General features: G+C 62.9%; 16 protein-coding genes. 7 read left to right on the forward strand and 9 right to left on the reverse strand.

All coding sequences use genetic code 11. The features are described from left to right. Window positions 1-34: 34 nt before the first annotated feature. From scpB to R8L07_20000, 6 genes are all read right to left on the reverse strand, one after another. Entirely contained in the window at window positions 35-709 is a 675-nt protein-coding gene (scpB, locus tag R8L07_19975; protein ID MDW3207819.1) for an SMC-Scp complex subunit ScpB, read from the reverse strand. Window positions 710-736: 27 nt separating this feature from the next. Continuing rightward, on the reverse strand, window positions 737-1,642 hold the full coding sequence (locus R8L07_19980) for a ScpA family protein (GenBank protein MDW3207820.1): 906 nt from the start codon (window positions 1,640-1,642) through the stop codon (window positions 737-739). Between the two features lie 72 nt (window positions 1,643-1,714). Then, window positions 1,715-2,728 (reverse strand): beta-N-acetylhexosaminidase, encoded by a 1,014-nt coding sequence (gene nagZ, locus R8L07_19985; protein MDW3207821.1) that lies wholly within the window; start codon window positions 2,726-2,728, stop codon window positions 1,715-1,717. Window positions 2,729-2,731: 3 nt separating this feature from the next. Continuing rightward, window positions 2,732-3,670 carry an SPOR domain-containing protein gene (locus R8L07_19990; GenBank protein MDW3207822.1) on the reverse strand — a complete coding sequence of 313 codons (939 nt, stop codon included), beginning with the start codon at window positions 3,668-3,670 and terminating at the stop codon, window positions 2,732-2,734. 96 nt (window positions 3,671-3,766) lie between these two features. Then, window positions 3,767-5,593, reverse strand: coding sequence for an arginine--tRNA ligase (gene argS / locus R8L07_19995; GenBank protein ID MDW3207823.1), 1,827 nt, complete (start codon window positions 5,591-5,593; stop codon window positions 3,767-3,769). Window positions 5,594-5,625: 32 nt separating this feature from the next. Then, window positions 5,626-6,780 carry a deoxyguanosinetriphosphate triphosphohydrolase gene (locus R8L07_20000; GenBank protein ID MDW3207824.1) on the reverse strand — a complete coding sequence of 385 codons (1,155 nt, stop codon included), beginning with the start codon at window positions 6,778-6,780 and terminating at the stop codon, window positions 5,626-5,628. A 163-nt stretch (window positions 6,781-6,943) separates the two neighbouring features. Here R8L07_20000 and erpA point away from each other — a divergent pair, with 163 nt between their 5' ends. The 4 genes from erpA (at window position 6,944) to R8L07_20020 (ending at window position 9,932) form a co-directional block, all read left to right on the forward strand. Beyond that, a complete protein-coding gene (erpA, locus tag R8L07_20005) occupies window positions 6,944-7,309 on the forward strand; it encodes an iron-sulfur cluster insertion protein ErpA (GenBank protein ID MDW3207825.1) in 366 nt (121 codons plus the stop codon). Between the two features lie 71 nt (window positions 7,310-7,380). Further along, window positions 7,381-8,160, forward strand: coding sequence for an exodeoxyribonuclease III (gene xth / locus R8L07_20010; protein ID MDW3207826.1), 780 nt, complete (start codon window positions 7,381-7,383; stop codon window positions 8,158-8,160). A gap of 2 nt (window positions 8,161-8,162) precedes the next feature. Continuing rightward, complete coding sequence (locus R8L07_20015; GenBank protein ID MDW3207827.1) at window positions 8,163-8,933, forward strand: hypothetical protein; 771 nt, start codon at window positions 8,163-8,165, stop codon at window positions 8,931-8,933. 21 nt (window positions 8,934-8,954) lie between these two features. Then, window positions 8,955-9,932: a hypothetical protein gene (locus tag R8L07_20020; GenBank protein ID MDW3207828.1), complete on the forward strand. Its 978-nt coding sequence runs from the start codon at window positions 8,955-8,957 to the stop codon at window positions 9,930-9,932. 1 nt (window position 9,933) lies between these two features. Here R8L07_20020 and R8L07_20025 read toward each other — a convergent pair whose 3' ends face one another. Next, window positions 9,934-11,451 (reverse strand): M81 family metallopeptidase, encoded by a 1,518-nt coding sequence (locus R8L07_20025; protein ID MDW3207829.1) that lies wholly within the window; start codon window positions 11,449-11,451, stop codon window positions 9,934-9,936. A gap of 88 nt (window positions 11,452-11,539) precedes the next feature. On the opposite strand from R8L07_20025, the gene R8L07_20030 reads away from it, so the two are divergent. From R8L07_20030 to R8L07_20040, 3 genes are read left to right on the forward strand one after another with little or no spacing between them, the layout of a single operon-like run. Further along, window positions 11,540-12,367: a hypothetical protein gene (locus R8L07_20030; protein MDW3207830.1), complete on the forward strand. Its 828-nt coding sequence runs from the start codon at window positions 11,540-11,542 to the stop codon at window positions 12,365-12,367. Continuing rightward, on the forward strand, window positions 12,346-13,854 hold the full coding sequence (locus tag R8L07_20035) for an aromatic amino acid ammonia-lyase (protein ID MDW3207831.1): 1,509 nt from the start codon (window positions 12,346-12,348) through the stop codon (window positions 13,852-13,854). The genes R8L07_20030 and R8L07_20035 overlap by 22 nt, the downstream gene beginning before the upstream one ends. Window positions 13,855-13,856: 2 nt before the next feature. Next, window positions 13,857-14,660, forward strand: a complete 804-nt coding sequence (locus R8L07_20040) for a class I SAM-dependent methyltransferase (GenBank protein ID MDW3207832.1) — start codon at window positions 13,857-13,859, stop codon at window positions 14,658-14,660. Here R8L07_20040 and R8L07_20045 read toward each other — a convergent pair. Beyond that, the gene (locus R8L07_20045; GenBank protein MDW3207833.1) at window positions 14,657-15,160 is read right to left on the reverse strand and encodes an N-acetyltransferase; all 504 of its coding nucleotides are present in this window, start codon (window positions 15,158-15,160) and stop codon (window positions 14,657-14,659) included. The two genes, R8L07_20040 and R8L07_20045, sit on opposite strands and share 4 nt — an antisense overlap. After that, the gene (locus R8L07_20050; protein ID MDW3207834.1) at window positions 15,157-16,119 is read right to left on the reverse strand and encodes an agmatinase; all 963 of its coding nucleotides are present in this window, start codon (window positions 16,117-16,119) and stop codon (window positions 15,157-15,159) included. Before R8L07_20050 ends, R8L07_20045 begins: the two co-directional genes overlap by 4 nt. Between the last annotated feature and the right edge of the window lie 9 nt (window positions 16,120-16,128).

The following is a 16,128-nucleotide window of genomic DNA, read 5'->3' on the forward strand; positions in this document are numbered from 1 at the left end:
GCGGTGCGGCGAATGCGCCGGAACGCCGCGCGGATCAATCATCCAGGGCGATATGTTCGTCCCCTTCGACCGCTTCGAATGCCTCGTCGTTCTCCAGGAAGGCCTCCCGCTCGTCCGCTTCCTCGCCGTCTTCGGCCTCGTCATCCGAATCTGTCGACTGCATCGCGATCGCGCCCAGATTGGGCCGGCTGTCCAGAAGTCCGGCGGCCTTCAGCTCCTCAACGCCCGGCAGATCGGTCAGGTCTTCCAGACCGAAATCGGCCAGGAACCGTTCCGTCGTGCCCCAGGTAACCGGCTTCCCAGGCGCCCGACGCCGGCCACGCGGCCGGATCCACATCGCTTCCATGAGAGCGTCCATCGACCCTTTCGACAGCGCAACACCGCGGATTTCCTCGATCTCGGCACGGGTTACCGGCTGATGATAGGCAATGATCGCCAGCGTTTCGATGGCAGCACGGGACAGTTTCCGTGGGACTTCGCGTTCCAGAACCATATACCCCGCCAGATCGGTCGCCGTACGGAAACACCAGCCCTTGCCGACCTTGACCAGATTGACCCCACGGGAGGCATACATGCCTTCCAATTCCTCCATCAGGCCGGCCAGTTCAACGCCTTCCGGCAGTCGCTCCAGGAGGGTCGGCTCCGCCACCGGTTCCGCCGCGGCAAACAGCATCGCCTCTAGAAGTCGGATTTGCTGAAATCTATCCATCGCGATTAATCTCGTGATTCCAATTTCTTATACATCTTCATTCTTGTCTTCGAAGAGGTCCAGATCGTCGGGGTCCAGCGGGTCCTCATCGGCAGCCAGGGCGTTGGGATCGTGTCGCCGCAGATCGGCCCCCGGCTTCGCCCGCATGTAGATCGTTCCGAACACATCGGTCTGACGGATCTCGACAAGCCCTTCCTTGCTCAACTCCAGGCTGGCCGCAAAGGTCGATGCCATCGCCGACCGGCGCAGAAGCGGATCATCGCTTTCATAAGGAACGAAGCGTTCCAGCGTCTGCCAGTCGGGAATATCGCCCAGAATGGCCCGCAGGCGGCGGGCCGCCTGCTCCATGGAGACCAGTCGGGTCGGCATGATTCGCAACTGTCCGCCGACATCCTGCTTGCGCCGCAATTCGCCATAGACCCGCATCAGGTCCAGCAGATTGGCCTCATAGACAGCACGATTGGCGACGCGCAGTCGCTCCGGCATGCCCCGCGCGAAGAATTCCTGACCCAGGCGCGGACGACCGAAAAGTTCCTTCGACGCCTTTTGCATCGCTTCCAGGCGCTGCAGTTGGAACGCCAGCCGCGCGGCCATTTCCGCGGGGTTTTCCTCGTCGGATTCATCGGCGGGCGGCGGCAGAAGCAGCTTCGATTTCAGATAGGCGAGCCATGCCGCCATCACCAGATAGTCGGCTGCAAGTTCCAGGCGCAACTCCCTGGCACGATTGACGAATGCGAGATACTGCTCGGCGAGCGCCAAGATCGAGATTTTTGCGAGGTCGACTTTCTGATCCCGCGCAAGCGTCAGCAGGAGATCGATCGGCCCTTCAAAACCATCGAGCGCCAGGACGAGATCGTCCAGCCCCTCGATCGGTCGCAGCGGGGCCGCGTCCTCCTGAAAGCCGCCATTTTCAGTCGATCCGGTATCGGACACGTCGTCCCCTGCCTGTCGGCGCTACGCAATCGCAACGGTTTGCCGGATGGTCCCGGACTTGGCAAGGCACGGTTACCGGAACAGGTCTTCCAGTTGCGCCAAAACGGTCTCGGAATCCATTGAACCGGTGTTCGCCTCAATCGGAGGCAAGGCATCGATGCGCCGCCAGGCCTCCGCCGACAAAGGGCCCGTCCCTTCCGCGACTGCTCGCATTTCAGTCATATCGCCATTGCAGTGCAGGACCAGATCACACCCGGCAGCCAGACTGAGCGCCGCCCGATCATGAAACGCGCCGCCAAGCGCCTTCATCGACAGATCGTCGGTCATCAGAAGGCCGTCGAATTTCAGCTCATCGCGAATGAAGGCGATGCCGTCCTCGGACTGGGTCACGGGACGATCCGGATCAATGGCGTCAAAAACAATGTGCGCCGTCATGCCAAAGGGCATGTCGCAAAGCTGCTGAAAGGGGATGAAGTCACTGTCGGCCAGTTCCGCCCTGGGTGTCGCGACGCGCGGCAGGTCATGGTGACTGTCCGCCGTCGCGCGGCCATGTCCCGGCAGATGTTTGATGACGGGGTAAACGCCGCCCTGCATCAGCCCTTCGCAGGCGGCCCGGCCGCAGGCCGAAACGGTTTCGGCGTCGACGGCAAAGGCCCTGTCGCCAATGACATCGTGTGCCCCTGGCACCGGCACGTCGAGGCAGGGAACACAGTCGACATCAATTCCCAGATCCGTCAGTTCCGCCGCGATCAGACGATAATTCAGGCGCAGAGCCTCCAGCCCGGCTTCCGCATTTCGCCTGTACAGATCACCGAAATCGCGGGCTGAGCGGGCCTGACGCCAGTGCGGCGGGCGCAGACGCTGTACCCGGCCGCCCTCCTGGTCGATCAGGATCGGGGCGTCCGGGCGCCCGGACGCGTCGCGCAGAGCGGCCGTCAATGCCCGAACCTGTTCCGGCGTATCGATGTTTCGGGCAAAGAGTATGAACCCGTAGGGCCGCACTTCGGCAAAGAAGCGTTGCTCATCGCGGCTGAGCTCATGACCGGCACAGCCGAAGATCGCCGCGGATACGGCCTCGATCGCCACGGATTACTTCCCGGGGGCGACGGGGATACAGGCAACCCCCTTGGCCTTGAGTTTCGCACACAGTGCCTTGGCGGCATCGGCATTCGCCAGAGGGCCGCCCCGGACGCGGAAGTAGTCGGTTCCGTTCACGGTTGCCTTCTGAACCTGAAGGGCCAGTGCCCCCAGCAGGTCCTGATTGGCCCCCTGAATCTTGTTCCACTGCGACCGGGCGGCCGCATCGCTCTTCAGCGCGGCGATCTGAATGCGCCATCCGGTCCCGGCATCATTGGCCGGCGCGGCAGCCGATTGCTGTGGCGCGGGTTGGGGCTCGGGCGCAGGTGGCGGAGCCGGCGGCTCGGGCGGCGGCGCCGCCGTTGCGGAGACACCCTGTGTTTCCGAGCCTGCAGTCGGCGGCGGCGCCGTGGGCGCTGCAAGGGACTCGTCCGGCAGCGGTGCGGTCTGTTCAGGCTGCGGGATCGGCTGACGCTGCGCAGAGCTGTCCGAAGATGTCTGCGTTGACCCGCCTGTTCCCTGGGCAGAGGATGGCGCAGCCGGTGCCTGTGTCTCCGGTACGGGCTGCGGCGGCTGCGGCGGCTGCGTCGGCAGCGCCTTCGGCTCCTCGGGTTCCGGCAGGATGCGTTCGACATTCGGGCGGCTGGTGCCGTCCGCGCCGTTCACAACATCATAGACACCGAGTTCCGCCCCGGCGATCTGACGGCCGCCAGGATCGTCCGGCGTTTCCTTTGCCGGGCTGTCCGGGCGCAGAAGCGGCGCTGCGACCTCGCTGCCCTCCCGAACACCCTGTGTGTATGCGTACCAGACGATGCCGCCGAGCGCGAAAAGCGAAACGACCCCCACCATGATCGGCAGGACGCGTACGCCGCCGGCGCGCTTGCGTGCGGCGCGCTCATCCGCCAGGTCGCCGAGTTCCCGGTCCAGTTCGTCGTATTCAGAGGCGATCATCCGCCGCGGCTCCTCGAAGGAAGCAAGAAGGTTCGCATTCGACCCATTCAGGGAGCTTCAGTTTGAAGCGTTTGCCTGATGTGGGGTCGATCCGGTTCAGGTCAATTCCTCAACTGGCTCGACACCGAATACGGCCAGCCCGGAAGCGATCACGATTCGCACCGCCTTGACCAGCGCCAATCGCGCCAGGGTGACGTCACGGTCATCGGACTGAATGAAGCGCAAGGCCGTATCCTCCTTGCCCTTCGTCCACCAGCCGTGGAAGGCCGAGGCGAGGTCATAGAGGTAATAGGCAATCCGATGTGGCTCCTCCGCATCCGCCGCAGCTTCGACCAGGCGCGGCCATTCCGCAAGCAGCCGAAGAACCGCCTGTTCGGATTCCTCGGTCAGGCGGGACAGATCCGCGCCGCCCAGCGCTGTATCGGAGATGTCCAGATCCGGCATCTGTTCCGTGGCCATGCGATGCACGGAGCAGCCGCGTGCATGGGCGTAGTGCACATAGAAGACCATGTTGTCCCGGGACTGTTCCTTGACGGCCGTCAGATCGAAATCCAGCGGCGCATCCGGCTTCCGGGTCAGCAGGTAGAAGCGCACAACATCCTTGCCGACCGCATCGACCAGGTCGCGCAGGGTGACGAAATTGCCGGCCCTCTTGGACATCTTCATCGGTTCGCCCTTGTCCATCAGGCGCACCATCTGACAAAGCTTCACCGTCAAGGCGGACTTGCCTTCGGATACCGCGGCAACCGCCGCCTGCATCCGCTTCACATATCCGCCGTGGTCCGCCCCCCAGATGTTGATCTGGCGGTTGAAGCCCCGCTCATGCTTGTTCCAGTGATAGGCAATGTCCGACGCGAAATAGGTCCAGCTGCCGTCCGATTTCTGCAGAGGACGGTCGACATCGTCGCCAAACTGGGTTGCCCGGAACAGCGTCTGCTCCCGCGGTTCCCAATCGTCCGGCTTCTGGCCCTTCGGCGGTTCCAGGATGCCGCGATAGATCAGATCCCGATCCTTCAGCCAGGCGACGATGCGATCGACGTGATTGTCGATGATCCAGCGCTCGGATGTGAAGACATCCTGGTCGATGCCCAATACCTTCAGATCGGACTTGATCAGGTCCAGCATGCGGTCGACGGCAAACAGACGGATCGGCGGCAGCCATTCCTCTACCGGCCGGCCGGAATAGCCGGCGCCGTCCTTCAGCGCCAGGGCATCCCCCTTCTCGGCGTGAAGCGCTTCGGCGACGGGGATCAGATACTCCCCGCGATACTCCAGTTCCCGGTCCGGCGCCCCCATCGCAGCCATGAACGACTTGATTGCGTCTTCGTCGGAAAGATCGAACCTCTTCGGATCGAGAATTTCCAGATAGCGCCAGTAAACCGCCCAGCCCAGGGAATCGATCTGCGATCCGGCGTCGTTGACCCAATATTCCTTGCAGACGTCGAAACCGGCCTTTAGCAGCAGCCCCGACAGCGCGTCGCCAACAACTGCACCGCGCGCATGTCCGATATGCAGCGGCCCGGTCGGATTGGCCGACACATATTCCACATTGACCTTGCGCCGGGCGCCCATGTCGCTGTCGCCATAGGCGGTACCGAGTGCCAACACGGATCGCAGGACGCCATGCCAAGCCGCATCGGTCAGCCTCATGTTGATGAATCCGGGGCCGGCGACTTCCGCCGTCGCGATCCGGTCGTGGCCGGTCAACGCATTTGCCAGCTTCTCCGCCAGATCGCGCGGCTTCATGCCTGCCGGCTTCGACAGCAGCATGGCGGCGTTGGTGGCCATATCGCCATGCGAAGGATCGCGCGGCGGTTCCACCGTCACCCGGCTGAGATCCAGCCCTTCGGGCAGGACACCCTCGGCGATCAACGTTTCGACAGTCCGATCCAGATCGGCCTTTACGTCACGGAACAGGTTCATCGGCGCAGCTCTTCACAGTTCCCCACGCCGGATCATTCCTCGTAGAAGATCTTCCGGTGCAGGCGCTTGGCGAAGCGGTCGGTCATGCCGGCGATATAGTCGGCGACGATCCGCTCCCAGGATTCGTTGACGGCGCGGGGATACGCCGTCAGCCACGTCATGTCCAGCGCGCCGCGCACTTCCATGTAGTAGGTGAACAGATCACGGACGATCTGCGCCCCCGCCTCCCGCTCGCGATTGACGGTGGGGGCGCGGTACATGTTCTCGAACAGGAAGGTCTTCAGGGCGCGTTCGTTTTCCTTCATCGGCTCGGTGAACCGAACCACGGGCTCCCCGCATTGACGCAGTTCCGTGGCATCGACCGGGCGGATTCTGTCGAGCCGACGACGCGTGCATCCCAAGGCATCCCCGACCATGTCACCGATCAGCCGGCGTACCGCCTCCTGCACGATGATCGGCTCCGGTGCCTCCGGTTCGTCCGCACGAACCTCGGAAATCGCCTTGGCGACATGCGGCACGGAATCGCAGATCTGCTCTACGGAAAACAGGCCCGCGCGCAGACCGTCGTCCATATCGTGATGATTGTAGGCGATATCGTCCGCAATTGCGGCAATCTGCGCTTCCAGACCGGCGTGTGTCTCGATCTCCAGATCGTACTGACCGTTGAACCAGGCCAGGGTGGACTGAACGTCATTCGGGTCGATCGGGCCGTTGTGCTTCACGACCCCCTCCAATGTCTCCCAACTGAGATTCAGCCCATCGAACTTGGGATAGCGCTGCTCCAGCAGGACAAGTACTCGCAGCGCCTGGTCATTGTGGTCAAACCCGCCGGCATGCGCCATGGCGGCATCCAGCGCATCCTCCCCTGCATGACCGAAGGGCGTATGCCCCAAATCATGGGCCAGGGCGATGGCTTCCGTCAGATCCTCATCCGCCCGCAGCACCCGCGCCATCGACCGGGCGATCTGCGCGACTTCGAGAGAATGGGTCAGCCGGGTCCGGAGATGATCCCCCTCCGGCGAGATGAAAACCTGTGTCTTGTGCTGCAGCCGACGGAACGCGGTGCAGTGAATGATGCGGTCCCGGTCGCGCTGAAACGGGGTACGCGTCCGGGACGGTTCCTCTTCGGTCATGCGGCCGCGTGAAATGGTATGATCTGTCGCGTAAGGTGCCCGAAACGGTGTCATGCCCCGCCTTCCCTCTCGACCCGTCCAGACTTCGGGATTGCCCCGCTTGGTCGCCGATTGACAATCGCGCCGGACCGCCTACGTATGAGCCGTGGTAACATTATGCTATCCTTAGCAATGTGCTACAGATTGCGAATTGGCAACCCGTTTGGAAAGTGTCGACATGTCCGATCCGTTCGCCCTTGAAACCACCGATAACGCCCGGGAACTGACCCTGTCGGACGCGGCGGTTGCCCGGTTGTCGAAACTGATCCAGGCAGAAGGCGACGAGCGGCTGATGCTGCGGGTCACCGTATCCGGCGGCGGCTGTTCCGGCTTCCAGTATGGATTCGATTTCGACACCGAGATCGGAGAGGACGATCTGATCTTCGAACGCAATGGCGTGCGGGTCGTGACGGACACGGTTTCGATGGATCTCCTGGCCGGGTCCGAACTCGACTTCGTCGATGATCTGGTCGGCGCCTATTTCCGGGTCAATAATCCCAACGCGTCGTCTTCCTGTGGCTGCGGGACGTCCTTCGCGGTCTGATCTAGATCAGCCCTGAAATCACCCTTTTTCGGGCCTGTCCAAATCCGACGACGCGGTCTAGTCTGCGCGGCATGCAGATTGCGACATTCAACGTAAACTCCGTAAAAGCCCGCCTCCCACGGGTTCTGGAATGGCTCGAAGCGGCACAGCCCGACGTGGCGTTGCTGCAGGAACTTAAATGCGTCGACGACGATTTTCCGCGCCTGGAGATCGAGGGGCTGGGCTACAAGGCCGAAGTTCACGGCCAGAAGTCGTATAACGGCGTCGCGATCCTGTCGAAGCGGCCGATCGAGAATGTCCGTCGCGGACTTCCCGGCGACGATACCGACGAGCAGGCTCGTTACATTGAGGCCACCATCTCCGGCGTTCGCGTCGCGTCCATCTACTTGCCGAACGGCAACCCGGTCTCCGACGATGCGAAATACGGCTACAAGCTGCGCTGGATGGAGCGCCTCGCGGCCCATGTCGCAGAGACACTGCTGCCGGCGGAATCACCGGTCGTTCTGGGCGGCGACTACAATGTCTGCCCCACGGATGACGATGTCTACGACCCCGACGGATGGGCGGATGATGCGCTGTGCAAGCCCGAAACGCGCAACCGATTTCGCCGCCTGCTGAATCTGGGGCTGACCGAGGCCTACCGATCCCTCCACCCGAACGAGGCACATCGCTATTCCTACTGGGATTACGTCAAAGGACGCTGGCAGAAGGACGAGGGACTGCGCATCGATCACTTGCTGCTGTCCCCTCGCGCGGCGGACCGGCTGGAGGCCTGCGACATCGACAAGTCACCACGCGGCAAGGAAAAGCCGTCCGACCATACACCGGTCTGGTGCCGCCTGAGCGAATAGCGTTGCGCGAGTCCCGTACCCTCATCATCCAAAGCCATAACTTCCAGGTGCTGCGCGGCTGGATCGGGCGCTGCGTCGACAGCGTTCGGGAATGGTCGGAATCCAGCGGTTATGAATACCGCTTCCTGGGCGATGAAATCTTCGACCTGATTCCGAACTGGTACCGCGACAAGGTTTCGGGACGCATGCCGATCCAGGCCGATCTGGCGCGGCTCATTCTGATCCGGGATGCCCTCGCCTCCGGCTTTGACAGGGCCGTATGGTTCGATGCGGACCTGTTGGTTTTTGCCCCGGACAGGCTCGATCTGGATCAGGTACAGGATACCTGCGCCTTCGGTCGGGAGCTCTGGGTCGGGACTGATCCGGCCGGGCGTCTGAAGACATGGCGCAGTATTCACAACGCGGTTTGTCTTTTCCAGGCAGGTGATCCGGTACTGCCGTTTCTGATCCACACCGTGGAACGGATCATCGACCGCGCCGATGCGGATCGCATTGCTCCGCAGATGGTCGGCCCGAAGCTCCTAACCGCGCTGGACAACATTGCCGGGTTCGGGCGAATCGAAACCGTCGCCGCCTTCAGCCCCCTGGTTCTGCGGGACATCGATGCCGGCGGCGGGGACGCGCTGGCGTCCCTGAAGTCCGCGATCGGCAGGGAAAAAATGCCCATGCCTGCCGCCGCCAATCTGTGCGCCTCGCTATCCGGGGACAGGACCAGCGACGAGTTGCTGGAGCGGGTAGTCCGCCGGTTGCTGAAAGACCGGGCCCTCCCCTAAGATGGGGAACGGGAGGACGGGATGAGAAAGACGATTACGGCGATCGTCGCGACATGGATGTTGTGCAGCGGTCCGGTGTTGGCTGCGGACCCGGTCGATCGCTATCTTGCGACGACGCGGGCCGAGATCCGAAAGGAACTTCAGGGCGACGCGGCCAGCGCCTATGTTGCGAACCTGTACAGCCGCGCCCTGTCCCAGGACGATCCCAGGGCACTCACCGAACTGGGTCTCATGACCACCATGACCCGCCGCGACGCGGAGGGGCGTCGGGAGGCCTGCGGATACTTCGAGAAGGCAGCCGAACTGGGCTTTGCGGCTGCGCAGTTTCTCTCAGGCAATTGCTATGCGGACGGCACATTGACCGCCGACCGGGCCGCCGCCCTGGAACGCTGGTACGGCGCGGCGGCGGCGCAAGGCGCATGGTCGGCCCAATGTGCGCTGGGGCGGCTCCTGATGGATGGCGACCTGTTACCACGCGATACGCCGCGCGGCTTCGCCCTGTGCGAGGAAGCAGCCGGGAACGGTTCTGCCAGCGCGGCCGTCACGGTCGCCAGGGCCCATATCGCCGGATGGACCGGGGCTCCCGATTACGTCACGGCCGGGCGCTATCTGGAAACCGCCACTCGGGACGGCAATGCGGAGGCCGCCTATCTGCTGTCGATCCTGCATTTCGATGGGCTGAGGAAGTTGCAGTCGCAAGAGCAGGCACTGCAACTCTCGGACTTCGCCGCGAAGCGCAGTCATGTACCGGCCTTCATTCTATCGGCCCGCTATCGCATGAACCAATTGACCGGCGGCGGCATCGGCACCAACGAAATTCGCGGCGATTTCGGATGGCGCCTGTATTTTTGGGCCACAATGGCGGAGCGCCACGACCTGGACCGTGCAGTTCGCCGCGAAGCCCGGCGTATTCTGAGCGTTCTCAAGCAGGCGGTGCCATCCGACATCTACAGCCGCTGGACCGACGCCGCCGCCCGAACACGACCTGTCCAGATGTAGATCACCCCGTCTTCGGGCGCAGCCGGCATCCAGGGCGAACCTTCCTGAAGGCCAAGCTTGCGGGATCGGCATAGACCGGGCCGGGGGCGGCGACCGTCAGAACGTCACGGGCCAGCGGTGCGAAATCGGCGCGAAAGTGCACGGAACTTTTCAGGCCGAGTATGCCGACCTGCGAGGGGTCGATTCCGACATGTCGGAACATGGACTGATCGCCCGCTTGCTGCGGTTTGGATGCCACGACGACGTCCACTCCATCGCGGCGCAGTCGGGCCGAGGGCCCCATTTCATAGCGTGTGCCGCCCCACATGGGACCTGTCCCGGTGAATTTGCCATTCCCCAGCGCGATCACTTCGAATGGCCCGGAAATGGGTGAATCGCCGGGGAACAGCTTGCCGCCGAGATCCAGTTCCACCGTCGCGCCGACAGGATAGCGATGCGCCTTTTCAGCGCTTTCCGGGTCGTTCAACACACCGATTGCGGCACCGCCCGGAACCGACCCCGCCCCTCCTTGCAGCAATGCCCGCAGCAGGCCCGTCGTATCGCCGGGACCGCCGCCACCGGGATTGTCCTGGGTATCGGCGAGCACCACAGGACCGTCCCCGTCACGTCGAAGCAGGTCCCTGGACTTATGAATCGCTTCATCCGGGGTCCAGATCCGCGATCCGAACTGGGCCTCGCGGGCGTTGACCGCGTCGATCAGCGCATCGGCCGCCCGGTTCGCGGCCGCGGCATCGTCCCCGTATGCGACAAGCCCCGGACCAACCTCAGCAATGTCGGACAACGGGAATCCCATTGCGAGCGCAAGTGCATTCAGGTTCCGATCTCCACTCAGCAGGCCCGGCAGGGTCTCTCCATAGAGGGTTTTCGGCGGGTCGATGTCGGTACAGCCGAAGTTGAGAGGGACCAGAAATTCAGTGCGCCGGAACGCCTTGGCCCATTTGCCACCCCCGGCAATCAGTTGCAGCAAATGGCGCGCGGTCCGGGCGCCGGTTTCCCCCATATCGACATGCGGATAGGTTCGATAGATGTCGAGCACATCGGCATGACGAACCATTGCCTCAGTCAGGTTGGCGTGGAGATCCAGACTGACGGCGATCGGCAGGTCCGCGCCAACAAGGTCCCGAATGCGGCGCAACAGTTCCCCTTCGCCGTCTTCGAAATGGTCGCAGACCATCGCCCCATGCAGATCGAGATAAATCCCGTCCAACGGCGCGGCCACCGCCGCAGCTTCTATATCTTCCAGCAGCATGGCGGAAATGCGCTCAAAGGCGTCTTCCGTCACATGGGCCGAAGGGGTCGCCGCGGACCAGCACAGGGGCAGGACTTCCGCCCCCGCGTCGCGCAGGGTCTTCAGCGCACCCGATACCGGGATATGAACCCCGTCGACAGCTTTCAACATGGCTTCGCCGCGCGACAGTCCTGGCCAGCCCCCCGAACGTTCGAATGCTGCAAAATCCGCCTTTACCGGCGCGAATGTATTGGTTTCATGCTGAAATCCACCGACCGCGACCCGCGCCATCTGTCATCATCCTCCCTGAAAATTCGCATTCGGACGCTAGTCGATGAACGCCTATTGGAAAAGTGTCGTGCGCGGTTATTCTCGCCGAATGCGAGACGCAGCAAAGGCCAAGCAAGACACTTCGGAACTGACCCGCTTGCGGGAGGTTGGATGGTGCCGGTTTGCAGCCGATGCCGATCTCATCCGCTGGATACACGACAGTCGCGCGACCATAGATCAAAGCATCCGCGATCCGGAAAATGCCCATTGGCTGCGCTATGACGACACCTGGTTCGCGGGGGTTAATGTCCTGCCCAATGACGACCGGGGCGCGGTGCCGAACGGACCGCCCCTTTCAGGCCGGGCCATCTCCTTCATTCACGAGCGGCTGGGCCATCGCACCCTGCCCTGGGACCGGGCACAGGTATCGGTCTGCTATCCGGGCTACCCGCGACCGGTGAACGAAGAATCCGATGCTGTCTTCGCCTTCCGGCGTGACAGGGATGCTGCCCATATCGACGGCTTGCTGAAGGACGGGCCGGACCGGCGGCGCTATCTGCGCGAACACCATGCCTTCATTTTGGGCATTCCCGTTTCGACACACGATGACGGTGCAGCGCCTTTCACGGTCTGGGAAGGATCCCATCGTCTGATCGGCGGCTGGCTGCGCGATCGATTGCGCGATATCCCGACCTGCGACTGGGGCAAATGCGATCTGACCGAGGAATACACCGCCATCCGGCGTGAGGCATTCCGATCCTGCCGTCGGGTTCCGATTCCGGCCCAACCGGGGGAGGCCTATCTGGTGCACCGACATGCACTGCACGGCATGGCACCCTGGGCGGACGGCGCCGCATCGGACTCTGGCGGCAGGATCATCGTCTATTTCAGACCGCCCATGAACAATTTGGAGGCATGGCTTTCGGCGTCCGACTGAAGGCCGGGAAACCGCAGAACATGGAACTGAACGGCAGATCACTCTCTCCGGAAATACTGGCCTCCGTATCGAAAGACGGGACGACGCTGTCCTTTTCGCCCAACGGCCGGAACATGTTGGATCGGTCACGTGCGATCATCGACAAGGCGATAGCGGATGCCGTGCCGATTTACGGTGTCACGACCGGTCTCGGCTCCCGTGCGACGGAAGCCCTGAATGCCGATGCACTATCCGGGTTTTCCGTGGAAACCCTCAACGGTCGCGCCCACGCCCTGCCCCCCGCCCTGCCGCGATCGGTCGTACGCGCCGCCATGGCGGTGCGACTGAACACCTTCCTGATCGGCGCTGCGGGCGTGTCCCCGGCTGTCGCCGAACATCTTCGTTTAGTGTTCAATGCGGGCCTGACACCGGTTGTGGGGCGTTGGGGGACCATCGGTGCCGCGGACCTGCTGCTCGGCGCAACGATGGGACGGGCGGTGATGGGACTTGGCGGCCACCTGGCGGATCAGGACGGAGCGGAGCGGCCGGCCGCCGACGCTTTGGCGGAAGGCGGCCTGACGCCACCGGCACTCGGCCCCAGGGACGGGCTCGCACTCGCCAATCACGCCTGTTTCAGCGCGGCACTGGCAGGGCTGGCCGTGGCAGAGGCTCGCCGCGCCCTGCAAAATCAGACATCCGTCGCCGCCTTGTCCTTCTTCGCCTTTGGCGGCAATGTCACCCCGCTCGATCCGTCGGTCCTCAAGCTTAAGCCCCATTCCCATGATGCGCGGGTCGCCGCGCGCTTCCTGACATTGCTGGAAGGGTCGCCACTTGCAGACCCCGCAAACGCGCGTCGCCTGCAGGACCCGATCTCGATCCGGAATGCGGTACAGGTTCTGGGTTCCGCCGAACGCAGCCTTGCGGAAGCCGCGGACGTCACGACAACGGAACTGAATGCCGCCAGCGACAATCCGGCCGTCCTGGTCGACGAAGGACGCGTCGTGTCGACCGGCAACTATCACACCCCGCATCTGACCTTGGCCTGCGACTATGCCGGACGCGGGCTCGCCGCGACGGCAACGCTTTCCACCGCCCGGTTTGCCCGTCTGTGTACGGAACGGCTGACCGGCCTGCCACAGTATCTGGCTGACCCGGAAGTCGGCACAAACGGATTCGCGCCACTCTTGAAGCTGGCGGAATCGCTCCTGGGCGGCATACAGCATCTGACCCAGCCGACAGCGGTCTGGCCCAGCATCAACGCCGATGGGGTGGAAGACGGCCTGACCCTCGCCCTTCTGTCGGCCAGCAACTTCATGGAAGCCGCATCCCTAAGCCGACGCATCACGGCGCTCGAAGCTCTGGTAGCCGCGCAGGCCTGCGACTTGCGCGGTGCTAAATTACCGCACAGATTGTCGGACCTGCATGAGGCAATCCGTGCGGTCAGTCCGCGCATCCGCGAGAGCCGCCCTCTCGCGGACGATATCGAACGAGTGGCAGAGGCAATCTGACGATGGATGAACAAAGCGAAACCAACCGACGGAACTGGGACGAGCGTGTCGGCATCCATATCGGCGACCGCAGCGGAATCTACAATGTGGAGGCCTTTCTGCGCGGCGAGACCGGGCTTCTGCCGCTTGAACTTGCGGAGATCGGCGATGTGGCAGGCCTGACGGTCGCCCATCTGCAATGCCATTTCGGCATCGACACCTTGTCCCTGGCACGCATGGGAGCTCAGGCAACCGGTCTGGATTTCTCGACATCCGCCATCGCCGCCGCACGAGAGCTGGCGCAGCAGGCAGGGATTCAGGCGGAATTCGTGGAAGCCAATGTCTATGACGCCGCAAAGCATCTGACACCGGGTGACTTCGATCTGGTTTACGTGAGTTGGGGCGCCATTAACTGGCTGCAGGATATCGGCGCCTGGGCGGCGACGGTATCGACCATTCTGAAACCAGGCGGCCGGCTATTCGTGGCCGAGGGCCATCCCGCGTTGCTTCAACTGGAGGAAATCGACGGGCAACTGGTCGTGACCTATCCCCTGGATACGACGCTTCGGTTCCGGGAGGAGAAGACTTACGCGGGCGATGGGCAACCCATGCACAACAGGGACACCTTCGAGTGGATCCATTCGACGTCCAGTCTGATCACGGCACTGTTGGACAACGGCATGCAACTGACGTCCTACCGTGAACATGACAGCCTGCCCTGGCCCGCCGTGTCATCCATGACACAAGGGGACGACAGGATGTTCCGCATGCCAGAGGGCAAGGCCTCACCGCCCCTGGCCTTCACCCTGTCAGCCAGCAAGCTCTAAAGGTCCGAGAAGGCACGGGCATACTCGATATGTCCGTCCTTGGGCAGATTGTCCGGCCCCAGCACCCGCATCATCAGGTAAGGGCCGGCATAGGGGCTAAGGTATCCATGAGCCCGTTCCACCGAAAAGCCGAAGCGTCCGTAGAATCCGGGATCACCCAGGACAAAGACTGCCCGAAACGCTCGGTCGGTCGCGCTTTCCAGACCCAGGCGCACAAGGGCGGATCCGATTCCCTGTCCGGCCGCATCAGTCGCGACCGCCAATGGCGCGAGCCCGAGCGCCCGAAATGGCGCCTTCATTGCCGAAAATCCGATATGCCCCAAGGTGCCGTCTTCGGTTTCCGCCACCAGAGAGATCGTCAGGTCCCCTTCCCGCCGCAACCGATCCACCAGATCGGCTTCCGCCGGGGTCGGAAAGGCGGAAAGGTGCAATGCACGTATGGCATCGATATCCGAAGGGATTTCGGGTCGGATTTCATATCCGGCCCGAGGGGACGTCATCTGCTGAAGTAGCCCGCGCGAACCGCGGCGCCGATGAAATTGCAGATCAGCCGTTCCGCGTGGATCATGGTAATCCGTCCCACATCCCGAGAGGGCGCGATTTCGACCAGATCCATGCCGAGCACCCGACCCTTGCTGACAAGCCCCTGCACCAGTTGCCGCGTCTGGAGCCAAGTCAGCCCGCCGGGTGTCTGGGCCATGACCGCAGGCATGATCGTGGGATCGATCCCGTCGGCATCGATTGTCAGGTAATACGGCCCGCCATTCGGTATCCGATCCAGAATGGCCTGCATCCCGACTTCATGCAGCTCATAGGCGGTGACGATATCTGCGCCATAGGCACGGGCATCCGCCACTTCCTGACTGCGGGCACTTCCGATACCCCGGATTCCGATCTGCACGATATGATCAATCCAGGGCAATTCGGATGCCCGACGGATCGGACTGGAATATCCGTTCCTTTCGCCGTTCACCTCGTCGCGCCAATCGATATGCGCGTCGACATGCACCAGGGTGATCCCCGACTGTCCGGTCTCCTCAAGGGCTCGAAGCACCGGAATGGGAATACCGTGATCGCCCCCCAGAACGATCGGCAGGGCACCAGCCCTGAAGATTTTCCGTGCCGCCTCCTCGGCGCGCCGATAATGCACACTGTGGTCCGTCATATCGGCGGTAACATTGCCGCAATCGACGACGCGCACATTCTGATCGTCCAGCAGCGTACCGCCCAGGTCCCAGTCATAGTGAGACTTGGTATATGCCGCGATTTCACTCGATTGGCGCAGGGCGTCGGGGGCACGGCTCTGATCGTTGGCCATTTCCCCCGGGCGGTAGGGCATGCCGTAGGGGATGCCCAGAATGGCGATATCCGCCTGCAGATCGTCCAGATCTCCCGCGAAGGGAAAATCCAGGAAGGTCCGGCAAGGACCCGACGGTTCCTTGGTCAGGATATCGCTCATCCCGGGTTC

This window comes from Alphaproteobacteria bacterium (assembly GCA_033344895.1).
Classification (GTDB): Bacteria; Pseudomonadota; Alphaproteobacteria; order UBA8366; family Aestuariispiraceae; genus Pacificispira.